General features: G+C 47.3%; 6 protein-coding genes. All 6 read left to right on the top strand.

The features are described from left to right. Nucleotides 1–33 precede the first annotated feature (33 nt). The 6 genes from MKY66_RS21525 to MKY66_RS21500 are packed head-to-tail and all read left to right on the top strand — an operon-like array spanning nt 34 to nt 24,705. Complete coding sequence (locus tag MKY66_RS21525; protein WP_076214222.1) at nt 34–16,821, top strand: hybrid non-ribosomal peptide synthetase/type I polyketide synthase; 16,788 nt, start codon at nt 34–36, stop codon at nt 16,819–16,821. Then, nucleotides 16,811–21,010, top strand: coding sequence for a beta-ketoacyl synthase N-terminal-like domain-containing protein (locus MKY66_RS21520; protein WP_076214225.1), 4,200 nt, complete (start codon nt 16,811–16,813; stop codon nt 21,008–21,010). Before MKY66_RS21525 ends, MKY66_RS21520 begins: the two co-directional genes overlap by 11 nt. Next, complete coding sequence (locus MKY66_RS21515; RefSeq protein ID WP_036668520.1) at nt 21,007–21,264, top strand: acyl carrier protein; 258 nt, start codon at nt 21,007–21,009, stop codon at nt 21,262–21,264. Before MKY66_RS21520 ends, MKY66_RS21515 begins: the two co-directional genes overlap by 4 nt. Further along, on the top strand, nt 21,261–22,412 hold the full coding sequence (locus MKY66_RS21510) for an acyl-CoA dehydrogenase family protein (protein WP_076214228.1): 1,152 nt from the start codon (nt 21,261–21,263) through the stop codon (nt 22,410–22,412). Before MKY66_RS21515 ends, MKY66_RS21510 begins: the two co-directional genes overlap by 4 nt. Next, nucleotides 22,409–23,389 carry an ACP S-malonyltransferase gene (locus MKY66_RS21505; protein ID WP_076214231.1) on the top strand — a complete coding sequence of 327 codons (981 nt, stop codon included), beginning with the start codon at nt 22,409–22,411 and terminating at the stop codon, nt 23,387–23,389. The genes MKY66_RS21510 and MKY66_RS21505 overlap by 4 nt, the downstream gene beginning before the upstream one ends. Further along, nucleotides 23,386–24,705 (top strand): aminotransferase class III-fold pyridoxal phosphate-dependent enzyme, encoded by a 1,320-nt coding sequence (locus MKY66_RS21500; RefSeq protein WP_076214233.1) that lies wholly within the window; start codon nt 23,386–23,388, stop codon nt 24,703–24,705. The genes MKY66_RS21505 and MKY66_RS21500 overlap by 4 nt, the downstream gene beginning before the upstream one ends. Nucleotide 24,706: the final 1 nt, after the last annotated feature.

Here is a 24,706-nt window from a genome sequence, read left to right as displayed (position 1 = left end):
TGAATCTCAATTAAACGATGAGGTGTGGTCGTGATGGTACAAAAAACCGTTGAACTTTCCGAAACACAAAAGGGAATCTATTTTGATTGTCAGGTGAATGATCCCACTTCGTATAACATCTCAGCTTCAATGCAATTTGATCATCTTCAAATGGAGATATTTCGCCGGGCCATCGAATTGCTTATATATGAGCAAGTGGTGCTGCGTACTCGGATTGAGATTCAAAATGATGTACCCGTGTTATCCGTTCACGAAGATATGGATTATTCACTTGCCTTGTGGGATCTAAGTAGCGAGAATCAGGAGAATCCAAAGGATCAACAGTTAGAAGCATTGGTGGATGAATGCATCGGGACACCTTTTGAGCTGGAGAAAGGTCCTCTGTTCCGTATAATGATTGTTCAGATGGATAAAAGCCGATATATTCTGACCTTATGTATTCATCATTTAATATGTGATGGCTTGTCGCTTGAACTGATGAAAAACAAACTTATTCAGTCATATACGTGTCTTCTTGAAGATCAGCCTGTGGATGTCAAGCTGGATGAAGGATTCATCTCTTATGTTGAGGCAGAGAACAAGAAACTGCACGAAAACAAGTACTCCAAAGAGCGGGAATATTGGTTAAACAAAATGAAGGGAGCGGAACCTCTTTCTCTAAAACATGACTTTCCAGCAGGTTCTGTACAAGAAGGGATTGGTCATGAACTGCGATTTGATATTTCCGAATCGTTAATGGATGATATTACACAGATGTCCAAAGATAATGAAGTAACCGTTTTTATGTTCTTTATGGGTGCCTTTGGCATTCTTATGAGTAAATATGTCGGTACAGACGATATCACCTTTGCCTCCCCATATTCTCATCGTCCCGGTATGGACTTGGAAGAAACGATTGGATGTTTTGTCCATATGCTGCCTATGCGATTCCATATTGACCTCGAATCAACTCTAAAACCTCTGCTGCAACAAGTAGCCACAACCTGGATGGATACGTACAGGAACATCGGATATCCCAATAACCTCATTGTCAGAGACAGTATGTTACAGGCTCAACCCGGATCACCATCGTTGTTTGATATCTCCTTTGTTTATGATTCCTATGAGGAAGATATGCTCGGAACTCGTATTCTGGATCAGGATAAGGTTACGTTTCCAGGAGATCTGATGGTGGTGTTGAGTCGTTTACCGCAAGGTGCTCAGTTGAAGCTGCAATATAAACCGAGCTTGTTCCGTGAAGATTCAATGGAGCGAATGGGCCAACGGTTTCTATACTTGCTGAATCAACTAGTAACCAATTCTGATCAAAAAATCAGTGAGTTCAGCCTCCTGATGCAGGATGAGAAAGAAAACCTACTGTACCGATTCAATCAAACTTCTTATTTTCCCTACACTCCACAACATATTATGGATATATTTCACGATAAAGTAGCACGTTTCCCGGAGCGGGTAGCTCTAATGGAAGGCAAGCAGCATCAGACCTATGCGCAGGTCAACGCAAAAGCGAACCAATTGGCTAGGCAGATCGTTGCGAGTAAAAAAAGTGATAACGCGGCAGTTGGCGTGCAGATGCCACGTTCCTCGGACATGGTCATTGCCCTATTGGCTGTATTAAAAGCCGGATGTGCTTTTGTGCCTGTAGACCCTTCCTATCCTTTGTCCAGAAAGGACTATATTATATCGGATGCAGACATATCCATCGTGCTGGCTATGCAGCCCGAAAAAGATGACGAGACGCTGGATGTCCAGTACATCTACGTTGAGGGCGATCAGGCCTATACGGGGGATGTCTCAAATCTCGAAGAGGCGCTGAATCCGCATAGCCTTGCCTATATCATGTACACGTCCGGATCAACAGGCAAGCCAAAAGGAGTCATGGTTGAAAATCATAGCGTAGTCAATACACTGCTTGATCTGGAGCGTCGTTTTCCAATGCAGGCGCAGGATGTTTACTTGCTGAAAACGGCATATACCTTTGATGTGTCGGCCACGGAACTTTTCGGCTGGTTCATGGGTGAAGGCGCACTAAGTATTCTTGAGCCTGGAGCAGAAAAAGATCCTGCTCGTATTGTGTCTACGGTGGCATCACATAAGGTTACGCACATCAACTTTGTTCCAACGTTATTCCGTCTTTTTCTCGAAACAATGGAGCTTCGCTCCGATCTGTCAGCATTGGAAACGCTGAAATGGATGTTTGTTGGCGGAGAGGCAGTCACGCCAGACATCATTGAGAAATTTAACAGGTTAGGCATTAGAGCAAGTCTTGAAAATGTTTATGGTCCAACCGAGTGCACCATATGGGTTTCTCATTATCCGTTAAGCCATTACGAAGGCTTGGGCAATGTACCGATTGGCTACCCGCTCAATGAGTCCAGATGGTATGTCGTCGGAAATCATGATGAGCTTCAGCCGTTGGGTATTCCAGGGGAGCTTTGTCTTAGCGGTGTTGGGCTTGCACGTGGATATCTGAATCTGGAACAGATGACCCGAGAGAAGTTTGTCCCTAATCCTTTCTTTCAAGAAGGACAGGATGCAGAGCATTTCAGGTACATGTACCGAACGGGGGATCTGGTACGTTCACTCCCAAGCGGTACGATCGAATATCTGGGACGCATTGATTTCCAGGTTAAAATTCAGGGAGCCAGACTGGAGACAGGCGAAATTGAGAATACCCTGTCATCCTATCCGGGTGTGATCCAGACTGTGGTAGTCATGAAATCATTTGAAAATAGGTCCGGTTTGCTGTATGCCTACTATCTGTCAGAGCAGGAACTGCCTTCTGTCGAATTGAGAGAGCATCTGTCTCGTTTGTTACCGGCATATATGATACCATCCGTTTTTGTACATAAATCCGAATTTCCATTGAATAGCAGTGGGAAAATTGACCGGAAGGCACTCATGGCAGATATCACGCATGCTCACGCTTCCAGTACGTTCTATACCGCCCCGTCTTCTGAGCTTGAGAAGGTTATAGCCGAAGTGTGGGCCGAAGTGCTCGGTGTTGAGAGAGTAGGGCGCGATGATCATTTCTTTGAATTGGGCGGAAATTCATTTTCTGTCATTCAGGCTCACAATAAACTAAAGCATTATACCGATGTGGAGTTCCCTGTTCCTCGTTTTTTCGAATGCCCGACATTGCGTCAATTTGCCGCGCTGGGACCAAAAGATGAGGGAGTTCGGATACCGACTGAAAGGGAACAGTTGTTTCAACGAAAAGAAGGCATTATGCGTGAGGACATTGCAATTGTGGGCATGGCGGTGAATGTGCCGGGTGCTGAGGATATAAGGGAGTTCTGGAGTAACCTTGTTGAACGGCGGGAAAGCATTCACTTTTATAGTGATGATGAATTGAGGGAGCTTGGCGTGGAGGAAGCGCTGCTACGTTCACCTCGTTATGTCAAGGCAAAAGGACGTGCCAACGGCATTGATGAGTTTGACGCAGGGTTCTTTGACTATACTCCCGGTGAAGCCAAAATGATGTCTCCCCAATTCAGACTTTTGTATCAGGGAATATGGGAAGCGATGGAGGATGCAGGCTGCAGACCGGATGAAGCGGGTAAGGTGGGTGTGTTCCTTGGCGGGTCCGATGACTTCGAATGGTACCGTCAAGTGCTTTTTAACGATGCTAACTATAGCAGTAAATACGAAGCATTCACCCTCAGCACCAATCATTTTCTCGCTACCCGAATGGCTTATAAGCTGAACTTAAAAGGGCCGGCCTATACCGCTCTGACGGGATGTTCTACTTCATTGGTTACACCTCATCTGGCATGTCAATCTTTGATCGTTGGAGAATGTGATGTGGCCGTGGCTGGTGGGATCACCGTGGAGTTGCCCAATGAAGGGGGTTACATATTTGAGGATGGCATGATGTTCTCCACAGATGGACACTGTCGTCCATTTGATGCGGCAGCCAGTGGAACTGTCTTCTCCAATGGTATGGGAATTGTGGTGTTGAAGCGGGTAACCGATGCTCTGCGGGATGGAGATCATATCTACGGGGTCATCAAAGGCTCAGCAATTAACAATGACGGACAAGAGAAACTCAGTTTTCTTGCTCCAAGCGTAAGCGGACAGGCTGAAGTCATTCAGGATGCTTATAAGGTAGCCGGAGTAGACCCGGAAACGGTGAGTTATATCGAAGCACATGGCACGGGAACGTTGCTAGGTGATCCAATTGAAGTAAACTCGTTAACTCGGGCCTTTGCTTCCGACCAAAAGCAATTTTGTTATCTGGGTTCGGTCAAAGGCAATGTGGGACATATGGATACAGCCGCAGGTGTGGTTGGTTTAATCAAGGTAGCGCTCAGTCTTGGACAAGGATATATCCCTGGAACAGCGAATTATGAGCAACCTAATCCCAAAATTGATTTTTTGAATACGCCTTTTAAAGTTAATGCACAAGGGGTGGACTGGAAACAGGGCAAAGTTGGAGTCATGCGCGCAGGAATCAATTCATTTGGTGTGGGGGGCACGAATGCTCACATGGTATTGGAGGAGGCTCCCGAGATGGAGAAGTGCAGTCCGGATGATGACGTAAATATATTGCTTTTTTCCGCCAAAACAGAGTACTCGCTGAACCGCACCGCTGAACGGATTATGGAACATCTGACTCAGCAGCCGGATCAATCTGTGTCAAACGCAGGGTGGACCTTGCAATCAGGTAGATCTGTTTTTGCGTATCGTAAGGCACTCATTCTGGATAAGACATGGAAGGATAATCCGGACAAGCTGATACAGCAACTGGGGAAAGCACGCGTATACCATTCGGCTCAAGGCACTCGTCCCGTATACTTTATGTTCCCCGGACAGGGCAGTCAGTATCAGGGAATGGGTGCAGAACTATACAGATCTACAGAGCAAACAGGCCTGGCTCCAATCTTCAGAAGTTATATTCAGGAAATATTGGACCTTCTGCCTGCGGAAGAACGAGAAGATATGCTGTCTGTTGTATACGGGGATCAGCACCCTGAGCGAATAAACCAGACGGAGTACAGCCAATTCGCACTGTTCATGACAAGTTATGCGCTGGCCAAGTCGCTGCTGGATCTGGGCATCAAGCCAGATGGCATGATCGGACACAGCATTGGTGAATTGGCTGCTGCAGCGGTAGCGGGTGTGTTCGAACTCGGAGATGCTGTCAAGTTAGTTCGACTTCGCGGACGTCTGATGCAACAACAACAACCCGGGGTTATGCTTGCCATTATGGCGGATGCACAGCAGGTGAAGTCACAACTGGAGGAAGATATGTGGCTTGCCCTGGTGAATACTACAGGTTCCAGTGTGATTGGTGGGACAGCTGAAGCCATTTCACGGATGGAAGCCAAGGCTGAAGGACTGGGCTGGAAGTGCATTCGTGTGAAGACTTCCCATGCATTCCATACGCCAATGATGAATCAGGCCGCTGAGGAATTTAGACGTTATCTAGCAGAGCATTCACTTCATACGCCACAGATCCCTTTACTGTCCAACACCAGTGGAACATGGGCGCTTGGAGATGAAATCACACAACCTGACTATTGGTCCCGTCATATTTTACAGCCGGTGTTGTTTGAATCAAACCTGGCTGAAGTGTTGAAGGATGAGCGGGCTGTATTAATTGAAGTAGGTGCAGGACGAACGCTAAGCTCCTTTGCCAGACAGCACAGTCTATCAAGAGATTCCCAGACGGTACTGAATATGCTACGTCACGTAAGGGAGACGGAGCAGGACAGTATCTATGTGAACCGCAGACTTGCGGAGTTATGGTGCGAAGGCATTGAACCGGACTGGAAGGTGTTCAAAGGGCAGACGGTACGACGCAAATGCTCTCTGCCTACTTATGTTTTCAACAAACAATCCTATCCTGTCAGTGTTTCTCTTTCTGGCTCATCAGCGGCGGCAGGAATGGATACCGGGGATGATAGGCAGCATGCAGATCAGGGAAAGGGAAGTGGCTCTACTCTAATAAAAGGGACAGTTTATACTGGCGGTTCAGACCAACTGAAGCAGATTGTCCTTGATGCATATCGAACGATTTTTGGCATCGATGATCTAGATGAAGAGGTTAATTTCTTTGCGGTTGGAGGAGATTCTCTCAAAGCAGTCAGCTTGTCTGCATGGATCCGATCTCATTTAGGAATTCAGCCTGAGGTAGCAGATATTTTCAATCATTCAACGCCTATTCAACTGGCGGAGCATCTCTATGTCATGGCGAAACCAAAAGTGGACCAACAGATAATTCAATCTGCACCCACTATGGATGCTTATCCAATCTCTTCTGCACAGATGCGTATGTTCACACAAGCGATGCTTGATCCAGGCAATACGGCATACAACCTACCGTCTGCAACCATTATTGAAGGTGAATTGGACCGTATAAGAGTTGAGGCTGCTTTGCAGAAGTTGATGCAACATCATGAGGCGCTCAGAACATCGTTTGAGATACGGGGTAGTCAGATCGTTCAGATCATCCAACCTTCGGTTCGCTTAAGTATGGGCTACGCAGAGCAGCATGTGGCAGATGACCAAGAGTTGCCTGCGATGATCGAGACATTGATTCGTCCTTTTGATCTGGGGAGAGCTCCGCTTATGCGGGTTGAACTGATTAAGATAGGCGAGCGCAGGCATCTGTTATTCTTTGATATTCACCATATTATCGCGGATGGTACATCTGTCGAAATCATTACTCGTGACTTCAATGATTTATATTTTGGCAAAGAGCATGCAGTCCGATTGCAGTACAAAGATTACGCGGTATGGCAGCAACAACGTCTCGCTTCACAGGAATACATTTCACATCAAACGTACTGGCTGGACCATCTTGGCCCTTCTTTACCTGTGCTGGAGCTTCCACTTGACCATGAGCGTCCATCACAGCGATCCATGCAAGGGGGACGTCTTCATTTCACGTTGAATCGTTCGTTAACACAACACTTGCATGAGCTGGCTTCCTCATCGGAAGCATCCATGTATATGGTAATGCTAAGTGTGTGGAATCTTCTTCTCGCACACCGCTCAGGTCAGCAGGACATTGTGGTAGGAACGCCTGTTGCAGGAAGGATGCAAGAGGAGTGGAAAGAGACGGTAGGCATGTTTGTCAATATGATTGCGATGCGGAATTTTCCAACGTTTGATCGTACGTATACTGATTTTTTACGCGAACTTAAACAACATACACTGGATGCCTTTGCGTATCAGGAGTATCCGTTTAATGAGCTTGTGGCACAACTGGGCGTGACACGTGAGTTGAACCGAAATCCGGTATTTGATGTTTGTTTTGATTATCAGAACATGGACTTGCATGGACTTGAACTTCATGGGTTGCAATTCAGTTCTTTTCCGGTGGAGACGGGTACGTCTACTTATGATCTGTTAATGACCTGTCAAGAAAACAGGGAGAAGCAGGTGATTGAAGGATATATCGAATACTCGCTGGATCTGTTCCGCCGGGACACAGTTGAAGGTATGATGCAGGAGTTTATCGGACTCTGCCAAGAGGTTGTACAACAGCCCAATCTGTCTCTGAGCGAACTGTTTGAGAGAAACGAACGTTCTCACGAGCACCCAGTCCATCGTCTTGCTGGTCCACGTCTGGATTACAATCCTGCGGTGGGTCTGCATCGGCTGTTCGAACTGCAGGCAGAACTCACACCAGACAAGAAAGCTCTCCTTGTATCATCCGGCGCCGCTTTTACCTACAGGGAGCTTAATGAAAAAGCTAATACGCTGGCTTGGAAGCTGATTGATCAAGGTGTGCGCCGGGATGAACCTGTAGGCGTATTATCCAGACGAGATGAATCGTTGATCATTATGCTATTGGCGGTGCTGAAAGCTGGGGCGGCTTATGTGCCTCTGGACCCTGCTTTTCCGCCGCAGCGCATCGTAAATATGATTGAAGACAGCCGAATGAACGTATTGCTGTGTACGCCTGATGAAGAAGGCACAGTGACTTTTAGCGGAGACCGATTTGTGTATGATCCAACTGTCCAGGATGTGTGCTCATCCGTTAACCCGGACATAAGCGTCCTGTCTTCGGACCTGTCCTGTGTGATTTTCACCTCAGGATCGACCGGTCGTCCCAAAGGGGTCATGATTACTCATGAGGCAATGGTCAATTTTGTTGAGGACATCAGGCACCGACATATTTTTGCACATGAGACAGATCGCATCATCAGTGTGACGACCATATCTTTTGATATTTTCGGATTTGAAGTGTGGACACCATTATGCACCGGATATTCGCTGTATCTGGCCAATGAGCAGGAGCAGCTTGACCCGGCTCTTGCTTCACGTCGAATACGTGAACATGGTGTTACACACATTCTTAGCACGGTCTCACGCATTAAGGCATTTGTCGAAAATCCGGAATTTGCTCAGGCGCTTGGCAATCTGCGGTGTGTTCTTACCGGAGGGGAAAATGTCCCTGTGGGACTCCTCACCGATCTGAAGCGGCTTACGCCCGCTCGAGTCTTTAACATGTATGGACCAACGGAAACTACAATCTGGTCAACGACCAAAGAATTGAATGACACAGCCGCGATCACCATTGGCAAGCCCATTACCAATACAGAGATTTATATTCTGAATGATGAAGGTGAAATACTGCCACCTGGAAGTTATGGAGAGCTGTGCATTGCAGGAAAAGGATTATCCCGCGGTTATCTGCATAATGCTGCTGAGACCGATGCCCGATTCATGGCAAACTCCAATGTTTTGGGAGGCCGTTTGTACCGAACTGGCGATCTGGCCCGTATACTGCCGGATGGGGATGTTGAGTTAATGGGACGGTTAGATCAGCAGGTGAAGATTCGTGGCTACCGGATTGAACTGAACGAGATTGAGCAGGCAGCGATGAATTATGAACGTGTAAGGGAGGCTGTCGTTAAGGTAGAAGGGGCCAAGTCACATTCATTGCAATTAATCCTTTTCTACAGTCTGAAGCCTGGGATTGGGCCTTCCGTTATGGGGGATGAAGACATACAGCTTCGGACCTGGTTAAAGCAGCGGCTTCCACAGTACATGATGCCTTCTCGCTTGATTCGTCTGGAAAATCTGCCTGTGCTGCCTAATGGCAAACTGAATCGCAATGCTCTTCGTCTGGCTGATTTTGAGCCGGGAGAGAGAACTAATCCGGCTTTGGTTTATGGCTCATCGATTCAAGGAATGGAGCGGGCAAAAGTTGATCTGGAGCAGATGCTCATTGCAACGTGGAAGGAAATATTGAATCTGGATACGGTTAATATCCATGATCACTTTTTTGACATCGGAGGCAACTCGCTGGGGCTTATTCTGATCAATAATCGGCTGAATGCCTATCTGGATAAAAAAGTTCCGCTGGTGCAATTGTTTGAGCATTCCTCCATTGCATCACTGGTCAGTCATCTGGTGGCTGAGCAGATGCTGCCGACAGTTACACAACAAGAGGAGAGCGGGAATATCGCTTCGGCTGGATATCCTGTTACGAACCCGGACCCGACAACAGCTCCCAAAGAGTATGTGATGAGCACAGTTGAACACAGCAAAGTGGAACAGAGCAGACCAGATCAGAGCAGACCGGAACAGAGTATCCAGTTTGCCTCAGAACACAGTAGCAGAACTTCTTCTTCGTCGGATATCGCAGTCATTGGCATGGCAGGGCATTTTCCCGGCTCAAGAAATATTGAGGAGTTCTGGGATAACCTAATGGCAGGTAAGGATGGTATCACTCGTCTGAATGAGGAGGATCTAACCGCTGCGGGTGTACGACCGGAAGACTTCAAACATCCTGATTATGTACGGGCCAAAGGTGTACTGCAAGATACTGAGTATTTTGACTCCGGATTTTTCGAATATCCGCATCAGGAATCCAACATGATGGATCCGCAAATACGGCTGCTACATCAGTGCTCATGGGAGGCACTTGAGCATGCCGGGTGTGATCCTTACAGTTATGAGGGATCTATAGGATTGTTTGCCGGAAGTGGACTGAGCTTACCATGGATGGTGCAATTTCTAGGTCGTTCCGGTAATTTGCTACAGGCTTTTGAAGCCATGACTTTAAATGAAAAGGACTATATTACAACCCGAGTATCTCACAAATTAAATCTGAGAGGGCCGAGTATGGCCGTACAGACCGCATGTTCGACTTCTTTGGTCGCCATCCACCAAGCTGCTGAATCGCTGATTCGGGGTGAGTGTGATGTGGCACTTGCGGGAGGTGTCTCTATCTCCTATCCGCTCAAAGAAGGTTATCACTGGCATGAAGGCATGATTTATTCAAAAGATGGTCATTGCAGACCGTTTGATGAGCAGGCATCTGGTACTGTGTCTGGTAATGGATGCGGAATGGTTGTGCTCAAGTCACTCCGCGACGCGCAGAGAGATGGAGATCATATCTATGCAGTCATTAAAGGTTCAGCGATTAATAATGATGGCATGGACAAAATTGGATATACGGCACCGAGTGTGGCCGGGCAGGTCAAGGTTATTCAATCAGCCCTGCATCGTTCGGGAGTGTCTCCTAGAGAGATCTCCTATCTGGAGGCGCATGGAACAGGAACCAAATTGGGGGACCCGATTGAAATTGAAGCGCTCAGGCAGTCATGGGGAACAGATCGTAGAAATTATTGTGCTCTAGGTTCTGTGAAAGCCAATATTGGGCATCTTGATGCGGCAGCAGGTGTCGCTGGTTTTATTAAAACCGTACTGACGCTTTATCACCGGGTGGTTCCGCCACAGATTCACATGAATCGGGCGAATCCAATGTTGGAGCTGGAGCATAGTCCCTTCTATATCAACAAGGAGCCACAGCCATTAGAAGACGCGAAGCGAATCCTGCGAGCAGGTGTCAGTTCGTTTGGGATCGGGGGGACCAATGCTCACGTCATTCTGGAGCAACCACCCGTCCAAGAGAGCCAAGCCAATTATGAGTCATTGCTTCTGCTGCCCTTCTCGGCCAAAAGTGAATCTGCGCTGGAACGCACGTACGATTCGGTTCTACAGGCGATCCATGCATTGCCGGAGCAGTTGCCCAATGCTGCGTGGACGCTACAGAAGGGAAGAAGCAGATTCATTCATCGTAAAGCGCTAATCGTTGTAGACGGTTATATTCCGCCAGGCGAGCAGTCTGTGGAGTTTGAGACACAGGCAAGTGTGACGAATGGGAAGCCTAAGGTCATGTTTTACCTTAGCGGAAATGCAGGTTGGGAAGCGCGCAAGATTCGGGAACTATATGCTTCCGTGTATCGCAGTCAGGTCTCAGAGATATTCAAACAACACTTTGAAGAGATACTGAACCTCTTTGAGTCCAAGGAACAGTATGCCATTCGCCAAGGCATAGGGCGATCGTTAACCGATTCAAGGCTTGAGCGCATGCAGTGCTTTGTTGTGCAATATGCTCTTTATAAAACCGTGATGCAGCTTGGTATCAAGCCAGATGCTGTCTGTGGGCAAGGCGTTGGCGAACTGGTGGGGTTGGTTATTAGTGATGCACTTGATCCAGTACATGCCGTAGGGCTTTTATACAATCTGGAGCATTGGTCACTAGAAGAAGGAGCATTGTCAGATGCTTTGACAGGAAGGATGACAGATGCAACTGTAACAGACCTTGCGTCGAGTATTGCACCACTGTTATCTCCAAATTTCCTGTTTACGTTGCTAAATCGCAAGACGCTTTCTGAATCTGATGGGCATACGCTGTGGATCGTTTCGAATCAGCAGCAGGATACAGAACAAATAACCCCGGATTCATTATCAGAGCCAAACATCATAGCTCTTACTGGAGATCGTCAGAGCTTGCTTGAGGCAGACGTGTATTTAATGAAAGTACTTGCTTTTTGCTGGTGCTCTGGCATGGAGCTGGATTGGGAACAGTTAAACGGAATGGGGCGCAGGCAAAAAATCTCTCTGCCGACGTATTCCTTTGATCCCATTGTTCACCAACATGATGTTGCGTTGTATCAGCTTGCAGGTATGTCGCAGGTTGCGGCGGGTTCTATCGCAGCATTAGACCAATCTCCATCCGGGAAAGTCAGGGTTCAACGGACTGATGATGAGATAAGGCATGTATTATCGCAATTGTGGCAGGAGTTGCTTGGTAATGGAGCAGTCAGCCTTGAAGATGATTTCTTTGAGCTTGGAGGTCATTCTTTAAAAGCGATTTCCTTGGCGTCTAGGATTAAAGAAATGTTTGGACTGAATTTGGGGCTGGAAGAGGTTTTTGATCATTCTGTATTTGAACACATGGTTCAATGGATTGCTGAACATCAGGTTACAAGTGACTCTGATTCAGTGAACCCAATCTTGCCTGTACCTAAGAAAGAGAAATACAAGACCACTTCTGCACAGCGAAGAATGTATGTGGTGCATGAGTGGATGAAAGGTGAGAGTACGGCGTACAATCTCGCCAGTTCCTATAGGGTAAGGGGAAAACTTGACCCTACCCAATTCAGAGTAACAATGGATGCACTGGTAGAGAGACATGAAGCATTCCGTACCAGATTTGAAATGATTGACGGTGAGCTTTTCCAGGTTGTCGAGGATCAGGTTCCAAGCGTGGTAGAATTGCTGGAATTAGAAACGGCAGGGTTAGAGCAGGTCATGGAATGGATCAAGCCTTTTGATCTGACCAGCGCACCATTGGTTCGTGTTAAGCTCATTCGCCTTTCTCAAGAGGAACACATCTTATTCATCGACATGCATCATATCATTTCGGATCAGAGTTCCATTGCTATCCTGATGCAGGATTTTGCTCGCATGTACAGAGGAGAAACATTGCAATCTCTTGATATTCAGTATAAGGATTATGCGGAATGGCGTGATGAAGCTGCGTCACATGGACAATCTGTTGAAGACGCCGAGTTTTGGATACGGGAATTCGAGGACATGCCTGCACCGGTTGAATTGCTTACAGACTTCCCAAGACATGGCGCGTCATCCTACAGCGGAGACAGACGTTCCATTGAACTTGGTGAGTCGTTAAGCACACAGGTCAATGACTTCTGTACTCAACAAGGGCTTACACCCTACATGTTGTTCATGGCAACTTTGAATCTATTAATTTGGAAGTATACGGGTCAGGAAGACTTGGTCGTTGGTACAGCGGTTGCCGGGCGTGAGAAGCCAGAACTCAATAACGTTATGGGGATGTTCGTGAACATGCTCGCCATTCGTACCAGCATGGACAGAGAATGGTCCACAGAGGCGTATTTGAATAAGATGCGTGGCAAGCTGTTATCCTGTTATGAGCATCAGCATTATCCTTATGAAGCACTGGTAGAACAACTTGGTCTATTCGGTGATTTAAGCCGCAACCCCCTATTTGATGTGGTTCTAAATTACATTAATATGGGGACCGATGATCCTGAAGCCGGGGAACTGATGCTTGAACCATGGGTCGAAGGTAAGGTGGATGCCAAATTTGATCTGACTTGGACACTGGTCGAGCATAAGCAATGTTACACGGTTGAACTTGACTATCGCTCGGATTTGTTTAAAGCGGAGTCCATGGAACGGATGCTGGATAAATTCCGGTATATCCTGTCTCAGATCACAACAGGGGATAATGAACGAATTGGACAGATTAAGCTCACTACACCGGAGGAAGAGGACTGGCTGCTGTACGGAGTCAACGATAATGCCGCCCAGTATCCGCGAGATGCGACCATCTCCCAATTATTCGAGGAACAAGTTCATATGCATCCACAGAAGTCAGCATTGGTCTGGGAAGACGATGAGTGGAGCTATGCAGATCTGTATGAACGTGTTCAGTGGCTGGCGTCCAGGTTGCTTGGACAAGGGGTAAAATCAGGCTCCAGTATTGCTCTCATTCTGGACCGTGGACCGATCCAGATGATCAGTATCCTTGCTACACTCAAAGTGGGGTGCAGTTATGTTCCGATTGACCCAGCTTCGCCGCCATCGAGAATTGAATTTATTTTGCAAGATTGCGATGCGGCTGTGTTATTGACTGAAACGGCGTATGCCTCCACATGGCAATCTGTAGTTCCTTGTATCGTGCCGGCAGATGAACTGGCAGCATTTGATTCAGGAAATATGCAGGAGCCCGTTGAAGATATGAACAAGACCGCTCTTGACCCGGCTTATATCATTTATACATCAGGGTCAACAGGAACCCCGAAAGGGACTGTGATGAGTCATCGCAATGTGACCAAAGTCATGAAAAATAGCAATTTCGTCACCGTCGTGCCAGAGGATCGTATCCTGCAAATTTCTAACTATGCGTTTGACGGTTCCATTTTCGATATTTTTGCTTCATTAATAAATGGCGCTACTCTTGTATTAATCTCAAAAGAGACCATTTTGGATATGGCTCGTTTGGCGGATGTCATCCAACAGCAACGGATTTCAGTATTTTATATTCCGACATCCTTGTTTAATATGCTGGTGGACTGGGATGCTGATTGCTTGAAGAATGTGCGTAGAGTGATGTTTGGTGGTGAAGCTGCATCGGTGAGTCATGCCAACAAAGCGCTTGCATGTGTGGGGCCGGGCAGGCTGTTAAATGGATATGGGCCAACGGAAGCGACCTTTTTTGCCTCCTACCACTTATTACAGCAAACAGAGCCTTATACTGGCTCACTGCCTATAGGTTATCCCCTGTCTAACACAGCCTTGTATGTTCTGGATGATGAGCTGAAGCCTGTGCCACCCAACGTTCCAGGTGAACTGTATATCAGTGGGGATGCGGTAGGTATTGGATATCTTAACCGTGAGGATCTTACCCGAAAACACTTTCTTGATGATCCCTTCCGCAAGGGAGAACGAATGTATCGGACAGGTGACATCGTCAAACGTCTGGCTGACGGCAGTCTGATTTTTATTGAACGTTCGGATTTCCAGGTCAAGATTAGAGGTTTCCGCATTGAGTTATCGGAGATAGGTAATTGCATGGAGCGTCTTTCGGGAGTACGTGATGCCTTTGTCATGACAGCTACAGAATCATTAGGAAGCCTATACATTGCCGCTTTTTATACAACTGATACTGGAGCAGATGGTGAGTATATTCGAAGAGAACTTCACCAGCAGCTGCCTGAGTACATGGTACCTGCACGCATTATTCGAATGGATCATCTTCCGATTAATGCCAATGGCAAAGTGGACCGAAGGGCATTGTCCGAGCATTTGGTTGAAGAGCAGCAGAGGTCTCTGGAAGTGAGTTCACCTCGGACAAAAACAGAGCGTGTCATTCTTGCCGCCATGCGACAGATCCTGGGTAATCCAGGAATTGGTGTGGAAGATCACTTCTTTCAAAATGGGGGGCATTCGCTCAAAGCGATTGCATTTACTCAAATTTTGGCAAAAGAAGGAATTGCCATCAATGTGAACGAATTATTCCAATATCCGACAGTTAGAGGACTTGCCAAATTGGTAGATATTAATCCTCCGGCGTCAGTTTGGTCCGAAGATAGCCTGCATATTCAGTCCCCGATAGTCATACCACAGGACATAACACTTCATGAGAAACAACTGGACAGCCTGGTCCTGCATGTCTTAAACAGCTGCAATCAGGTTTCATCTTTTATGGCGGGCATGACCCCTATGGGTCAATTCCCACTATCTCCAATTCAACAAGCACATGCTTCTACGACTTCACGAGCAAGCGGATTTACAACAACGCTGGAAGGCGAATTGAATGAACAAGCTGTAAAACACCTGATTCTTGGGGTTATATCCCGGCATCAATTGCTGCACAGCATGATATATGAGGAAGAACAATTGTATTGGCATCCATGTGATATGTCGTTAGCGGCGGACATGCTGCAACAGCTTATCCCGTATCTTGATATTCGTCATTATGCTTCGGCTACAATGGAGCAGCTGGAGTACAGACTGGTTCAGTCTCTGTTACACAAAACGTATACGTTGAAGGAACTACCTTGGCGTCTGTGTATTTTGCGTACAGGAGCCACAGAGCATAAGCTGATTTGGAGTTTTGATCACCTTGCGTTTGATGGTATGAGTGCCCAGATCATCAAGCAGCAACTTGAATCGAAGGCATTATATAGACCGCAAGGTATAGAGATCGAGAGTGATCTTCTGTACCAAGTACGAAATTATGAGGATTATGTAAATTTTCTGTCTCAAGGCCCCATAGGGGTATCAGAAGATGAAATAGAGAAACAATTTTCACTTCAAGCATGGAATAGATGTAACACCATCGTCATGAACAAGTTGAAGGAAACAGAAACATTGTCGCCTTCAGCAATGACTGTCGAGTTGTTCCTTGCAGGGAAGGAGCCTGCAGATGTTTGGTGGACATGCTTTGAAAATTTTTCCAACATCATTGCGGCTTATCTGAACATAAGCCAATTGCCAATAGCCCTGGTGCATTACGGAAGGGAGTATGGCGAAGAATCCTACTATGATTATGTGGGAGAATTCCTTGATCTGATTCCGGTACTGGTAGACAGTGAATTCACACAGGAAGATCTGTTGGAACGTCTGGAATTTACGAAGCAACACAGCATTAACTTTATGGCACTTACACATGATTCTTCCCTCTCGGCACAATATGATGGCATACAGGAACAATTGGGAACTGCCTACAGGCAAACAGAACAGGAGACGCGTCAGATGATTCTGTTTAATTATCAAGGCTTCATCTCCAGCAGCGAAGCGATCTCAATGTCGTCTCAGTCGTCGGATGACCAAGATTCGAATTCGGGACTCGCCCAATTCGAATGGGTTATTCGCTACGACGAAGAGCATCTGTATGTACATCTGGCCTGTCAGGCTGGTCTGGATATCAAACGTATGAAACAGCTGATTGATGACAGGCTTGGTAGCGATGTGAAAGTGGTAGTTCACAATGAGGCAATGGAGGTGCAACATGTCCAGTAAATCCATACAGCGAGGACCCGAGCTGATTGTGCCAGAACATTATTCAACAGTGGCTGAGATGCTAATCTACATTGCAGATATTCATCCAGAAAAGGGAATGACCTATATCAGCTCTTCAGGTGACGAACAGTTTGAATCTTATCCTGAATTACTGATACAGGCTCGCAAGTACCTGCAGTCTCTTCAGGAGCAAGGCATTCAACAAGGACAGGTCGTTATTTTGGAGATTGACCAGTCACAGGAATTTTACCGTACCTTTTGGGCTTGTATGCTGGGGGGCATTATTGTCGCCCCGGTTAGTCCTCCGGCTGCCTGGGAACCAGGCTCAGCCGGTCTGGAGAAATTCACGAAAGTGTGGGAGGTGCTCGGGCGTCCAGTCGTTATCGTCGAGGAAGCCTACATGCCCAAGTATAAGCAGCTTGCGGAAAGTCCGGTATTCAAAGGTCTTATGTTGATTAGCGTGAACGAGCTTCAAGCAGGCCAGCAGATGGCTGATCTATGCCCAACCTCTCCTGATGACATTGTGTTCCTGCAATTCTCATCAGGAAGCACTGGAATTCCCAAAGGTGTGCAGTTAACAAATCACAATATTATCGCCAACAGTATTGCATGCAAGACTTTTCTTGGAGCTGAAGAAGGAGATAATGTGTTTACCTGGTTGCCGCATACGCATGATATGGGGATATTTGGACAGCATCTGACACCCGTCCTGAGTGGAGCCAACATCATGGTGATGTCACCTTATACCTTCGTACGGTCCCCTTACCTGTTCTTGCGCAAGATTACGGAGCATCAGGGAAAATGGTTTTGCTGTACCAATTTCGGTTTCGAATGGATGGTTCAGAAGATCCCGGATTCCAAGCTCTCAACGCTGGATCTCTCTTCACTGCGTATGACCTTGAATGGAGCAGAGCCTATATCAACGTCTGTTATCGAGCGATTTGTCAAAAAATTCAGCTCTTGTGGCTATCGTCCCAATATGATGTTTCCTGCATATGGTATGGCAGAAGCGACAGTAGGTGTATGTACCTCCAGACTGGGGGAAGAGCCACGAATTGAACGTATTTCGCGTACACGGCTGGTGCAGGAAGGACTGGCTGTGCCAGTCCAGCTACCTAGCAGTGATAGCCATACTTCAGATGTGATCGAATTTGTCCATGAAGGGTATCCCATGACAGGGATTCAGATCCGGATTGCGGATGAACAGGGTGAAGTGCTGGATGAGCGGGTTGTTGGCGAAATACAGATTCGTGGGGAATCGGTAACCTCCGGATATTACAGTCTCCCGGAGATCAATCGTGAAATGTATGTGGATGGGTGGCTTCGCACTGGAGACTTGGGTTATATGGCTGATGGCTCCCTGGTTGTAAGCGGACGAATCAAGGACATTGTGTTTATTCGGGGACAGAACCATTATGCGCATGATCTTGAAGAAATTTTGTACCAGAATAGCAGCATTCTGAGAGGGAATCTGACGGTAGTCGGACACTTTAACAGCCTCAAACAAGTAGAGGAGCTGCTTGTATTTGTTAAATACAAATCGGGTACTCCACAGTTCCTGGATGTACGACAGGATCTGATCCAACGTATGAGGGCTGGATTGGGTATTGAGATCACCCATGTTCTCCCAATCAAGGTTATTCCCAAAACGACGAGTGGCAAGGTCCAGCGCTTCATGCTGAGAAACGAATATGAGCGTGGAGTATTTACCAAGGACATCGAGGCCATTGAAGAGCTGATTCGCGAAAACACACAACAGCAAGGATACGAGACGGTTTCCGCATCGTCTTTGGAGTATACCGTACGTAAAGCCTGGGCCGAAATTCTTCAATTGCCCGCAGGAAAGATTGAGATGGATACTTCTTTTCTCGCACTTGGAGGCAATTCCATTCTCTCTTATCAATTACTTGACAAGCTGTCTGCACATATGGGACGTGAATTAGGACAAGAACTACTTGTTTTTTGCAGTACCGTACGTGAGATGGTGGAATATCTGCAGGAACTTCCAGCAGAAACGAAGGACTTTGAACAAGCTGAAACAACAGATAATCACCTGAATGTACATCGTGCTATTGCTATTACCGGACTGTCTCTGCGTCTGCCTGATGCCGACACCCAAGAGCAGTTCTGGAGCAATCTGGTTAACGGGTTAGATAGTGTTGACCGGGTTAGTTTAGAGCGTGCAACACGTTCCAAGCAACCCGGTTGGGATGACTGGATTGGGGAACTGAAGCAACCGGATACGTTTGATCATGAGTTCTTTGAAATCCCGTCTGAACAAGCTGCATTTATGGATCCGCAGCATCGGAAGCTGCTGGAAGTTGCTCATGAGGCGCTGGAGGATGCAGGTATGCTCGTGGATCATGAGGATAAGCGTGATGTGGGTGTGTATGTAGGGATTAACCCAAGCACATACTTCGATCTGGTTGTTGATTATATGAACCGGAGTCTTGGAAAGGCTGTTCATTCTCACGCTATGGTAGGTAATATGTCCAATATTGCAGCGGCCTCCATTTCACACATGTACAATTTTACAGGGCCGGCACTGTCCATAGATACAGCATGTTCTTCTTTTCTGGTCGCACTGACGCAAGCTGTGGCGGCCATTCAGGACAAGCGTATCTCTGGGGCAGTTGTAGGTGGAGCGAACATTTTGGCTACACCGCATGTTCATCAACTATCACGCAATGCTGGAATCTGTTCTTCCACTCAACATACGAAGGTATTTGATCGGGAAGCAGATGGTTCAGTCCTGGGGGAAGGTGCTGTTGTTGTATATCTGGAGCCGCTAACAGAGGCAGTTCGCAACAATAAACATGTTTATGGTGTGATTCGCGGGACAGCGGTGAATAACGACGGATATTCCCTGGGCATTATGGCACCCAACCCTCAGGGGCAATATGAGGTACTTCGTGCCGCTTATCGCGATGCCAACCTAAACCCGAGCGAGGTCTCTTATATTGAAGCACATGGATCGGGGACAAGAATTGGAGATCCAATTGAGGTGAATGCCTTGCTCCGACTGTTCCGGGAAAAGGGATATCCAAGCGACAATTCGATTGGATTAGGTTCAGTCAAAACCAATATTGGACATTTATTTGCAGCCTCTAGTGGAGCCAGTCTTGCCAAGGTTCTGCTCAGTATGCAGCATGGGGAACTGGCACCAAGTCTGCATATGGATAATCCGAATCCGGCCCTCCGACTGGACCAATCGCCGTTCCATATCGTTAGCGAGCATAGATCGTGGGATGTACCTGAAGGGAAAACGCGGAAGGCAGGCATCAGCTCATTTGGCCTGGGAGGTACGAATGCCCACATTGTGCTGGAGGAATGGAAAGCCCCTGTCCGTGCAGCTGCCCCGGCACGTGGCCAGTTGTTAACGTTCTCTGCGAAATCAGAGCAGGCTTTAAAAAAGCTGATTGATAACACGGAGCAGTATGTGAAGAAACATGCGGACCTGGCACTAGAGGATCTTTGTTTTACCCGGAACAGATATAGAAAACATTATCGGTATCGTGCGGCAGTAGCTGTCAGCTCAACCGGAGAGTGGAACATTGAAGAGATGGAATTTGGCTTCAAGCCTAGAAACCGAGCTGCTCGTGTCAATATTGTGGTTGGGGGGCATGAGATTTGCGGAGAAGATGAGGCTCAAGCTCGTAAGGTAATCAGGCCAGACGATTCTAATGAAGATACCGTATCAACCTTGAACTACTGGGTGACTTTGCTTGAGACACTTGTACATCTGGTTCCTTCCATTCAAGAGATTCGAGGAATAGCTGCAGGAGAGGAACTTGTATCCAGTTTACATCTGGATGGCGAGGAACATCACAGCGCTCATGCAAGCCAATCCACTCCAGTGAACAACAGAGTGACGTTAGACAGTCTGCAAGACACACCTGGCAAGATGGCAAACGCCGACATTGTAATTATGATTGGAGCAGATCAGACAGTGCAGCAGCTCGAATACAGTGGCAAGGAGAGCTTCATCCGCCTGTCTGCCGAGCCGACACTTACCATGGAGGATCAGCTTGCTTTATTACTGGGACAGCTTTATGTACGTGGTGCTGCACTGGATTGGGAACAGTTACATCCGAATGGCTCTGGCCAGATTGTACATCTGCCAGCACATCCATTCGAGCCGTATGTACATTGGATAGATGTGAATCAGGGAACGGAGGTCATGATATGACAAAAGAAGAAATTGAGCTTTTTCTCAAAAGCGAGATTGCTGCAGCGTTGAATCAGGAGCCAGAGGACATCGATGAAGAGATGAATTTTTTGAAAATTGGTGTCTCCTCTGTGCAGGCGCTCAAGATCATTAACCGTGCGCGTAAGCATCTTCAAGTTGACATCAGTCCGGTTGCGTTGTTTGAATACAAAACAATTGCCGAGTTCGCCGCCTATCTGAATGAATCTCTTCTTCAAGAGGGGGTTGCCGAATGATTGAAGTGGATATAGAGCAAGAGATCATTCATGAAGCTGAATTGTTTGCTGCCCGTGAAATTCGTCCTTATGCTCAACAAATTCAAGAGCAGCAAGCCATTCCCAGAACATTGATCCGTGCCATGGCTGAAAAAGGTTACTTGGCTGCCTCAATCCCCGCTGAATATGGCGGCATGGGTCTCGGTCCCAAGGCGTACGGGCTGTTGACTGAAGTATTTGGCAAGGCTCTTCCAGCCGTTCGCAGCTTGTTAACGGTACATACTTCACTTGTAAGTGAAACTTTGGTACGTTTCGGAACGCCTGAGCAAAAATCGTCCTGGCTGCCCAAGTTGGTGAAGGGAGAATGGATTGCTGCCTTTGGCTTGACTGAACCGGAAGTTGGTTCGGATGCCAAAAGTGTAAAGACCGAGTGGAGAGAAGAATCGGACTGTTATGTTTTGAATGGAAAAAAGAAGTGGATCACGTTTGGACATTTGGCAGATGTATTTATCATTATTGCCTCGAATCAGGGACGAAGCACTGCTTTTTGGGTCGAACGCCAGTTTGAGGGTGTACAGACCCAACCTATTGAAGGTGTCATGGTTGCGGGAGAGACAGGTATAGCTGAGATTGATCTCCATGAGGTGCGTGTACCAAAAAATCACATTATTGGACGTCTGAATGAAGGTTTTGAGTACATCGTAACCGGGGCGCTGGACCAGGGCAGATATAGCATAGCCTGGGCAGGGCTGGCGATTGCGCAGGAAGCGCTGGATGCCATGGTGACTTACTCAAGGAAGCGGAAGCAATTTGATCAGAAGCTAAGTCATTTTCAGCTGATTCGCGGCATGATTGGAGATGCGGTGACAAAAGTCCATGCAGCACGAGCATTATGTTTACGGGCAGCCGAGCTGAGAGAAGCCAAGGACCCGCAGGCCGCCATGGAAACAACGATCGCCAAATATTTTACGTCCAAAGTTGCTGTTGAAGTTGCAAGCGATGCGCTACAGGTTCATGGTGCGAACGGAATTAGTAACCAATATCCTGTTGCCAGGTTGTATAAGGAAGCCAAAATTCTGGAGATTATTGAAGGTTCTTCTCAGATGCAGCAGGAGATGATCTCGCATTACGGATTAAAAGCCTATTACAAGCGTGGCGGTAGCGTATGACGTTCTGTGCGCTATTTCCCGGCCAGGGAAGCCAGTATATCGGAATGTGCAGTGAGTTGTTGGAAAGTGAGCCGGAGGCGAATCAGATCTTTGCGGAAGCGAGCGAGGTGATCGGATTTGATTTGAAGGCACTGGTTATGGAAGGGACCCTGGATCAATTGACGGTCTCTGAATATGCTCAACCTGCTGTACTGACAGCAAGCTACGTTTTATTTGACTCATTTGTTCGCCGGACAGGAATGACTCCAGATTATGCAGTAGGTCACAGTTTGGGGGAGATTTCGGCTTTGGTAGCGGCAGGAGCATTGCGATTTGCTGATGGGATCCGTTTTACAGCTCAGCGTGGTGCGTTGATGCATCGCTCCATTCAGGAGCAAAAAGGAAGAGCGGGTATTGTTGTTGATGTAACCCAAGAAGCGCTTGAAGAATTAGTCGAGAATATTCGTCAGAATGAGTATGTGACGATCTCCGGTTATAATTCACCGGGACAGTTTGTCGTCGCAGGTACTGCGAAGGGTCTTCAATTGCTGGATGATAAGGTGGATGGCTACGGTGGGGAGTTCATTCCTTTTCGCATGATGCCAATGAAGGCAGATGCACCTTATCATAGCGAGTTGATGCAGTTCATTCAGCCTGAGCTTGAAGAGATGCTTGCAGGGATTTCCTTCTCTGCACCGGTGTTTCCCATATGCTCTACAGTACATGGTGAGTTCATTCGAGGAGCCGAGGACATTCCTAAGCTGCTGAGCAGCCAGCTTTTGCAACCCATTCGCTGGAATCAGGCATTGGCACGTGTTCAAAATCTGGGAGCGACGGTATGGATCGATATCGGTCCAGGCCAGAGCGTAAGAAATATGCTGGCTGAGAATAAGACCTTGCCTGCAGCCTATTCGCTGGATGATCCGCAAGATCGATCCAGGTTACTGGAGCGACATGAAGCAGTAAACCAGACAAGTGTGGGAGGCGATAAGGCATGATCACGGAGATGATGCAGTACAATCAGCGGGTGAAACAATGGCTGCCTGGAGGTGTGCACTATAATTTTCACCTTCCTTGGGAAGAGACGCCGCTCCATTTCAAGCATGCTTCCCGAAGCAGAGTGACGGACATGAACGGCAACGAGTATTTGGATCTATATGCCCGCTTTGGTGCCCTCATTGTTGGTCACGGCAACGAGGAGTATAACGAGTGTCTGAAGGATACCATTGACCGTGTTCTTTCCGTAAGTCATTGCGATCTGGATGCAGAGGCTCTGGAACTGATCCATCAATATGTTCCTTCAGCAGAGATGATTCGTTTTGGGTTATCAGGCACGGAGATTGTCCAGAATGCACTTCGTCTTGCCCGGGCGTGGACAGGTAAAAATCGCTTTGTACGTTTTGAAGGCCATTATCATGGCAATGCGGACAATATTATGGGTGGCAAGACTGCACGTACAGGTCTGCCTGTACCTTCAGACTATCCCGGTGACATGAAAGGAACAAAGGGGAGGGCAAGGGATGCCATGGAATCTCAATCCTACCTCTTGCCATGGAATGACGCAGCCCGTCTGGAGGAACTATTTCACCAGCATGGAGACGACATTGCAGCAGTAATCATGGAGCCGGTTTGTGTAAATGGTGGCGGAGTCATGCCTGCTCCGGGTTATCTGCAAAAAGTCAGACAGTTATGTGATCAATACCAGGTCGTGCTCATTTTTGATGAGATTATAACAGGATTCCGTATGGGTCTCGGTGGTGCCCAACAGTTATTCGGTGTAACGCCCGATCTGACTACACTTGGGAAGGCCATCGCCGGTGGCGGAGTTCCGGTGTCAGCCCTGGTTGGCCGAGCGGATATCATGAAGTTGCTTGTAGACAAAAAAGTAATTCATGCGGGTACGTTTAATGGCTATCCATTAGGTACAGCTGCTGTAAAAGCTACACTGGAAATGTTGGGCCGCAATGGAGGACAGGCGATGCACAGCATGAACCGCCATGCTGAGATGATGCATGACATACTCTGCCAGGAAGCAGTGAAGGTAGGTCTGCCTTTAATTGTTCAAGGGCCGTCTGGCTGTGCTTCTTATCACTGCTGCACGGAGCCGCTTACGGATACGGCTGATTATACGTTTGAATTAATGTCTTTTGATATCTTGTTAAATAGCAAGCTTGCTGAGCACGGTGTTCTGGTATCTACGCTCTCGCGGATGTATCCGAATATCCTGCTTGATATGCAAGATGTTGCCTGGTTCGGTGAGCGTGTCCCTGCAGCACTTGCAGAAATGAAAGAGATCTACGACGAGCTGATCTGAT

Source organism: Paenibacillus sp. FSL R5-0766 (assembly GCF_037971845.1).
Classification (GTDB): Bacteria; Bacillota; Bacilli; order Paenibacillales; family Paenibacillaceae; genus Paenibacillus.
The sequence above is the reverse complement of the archived record's forward strand: the minus strand, read 5'-3'. Positions and strand labels throughout refer to the sequence as shown.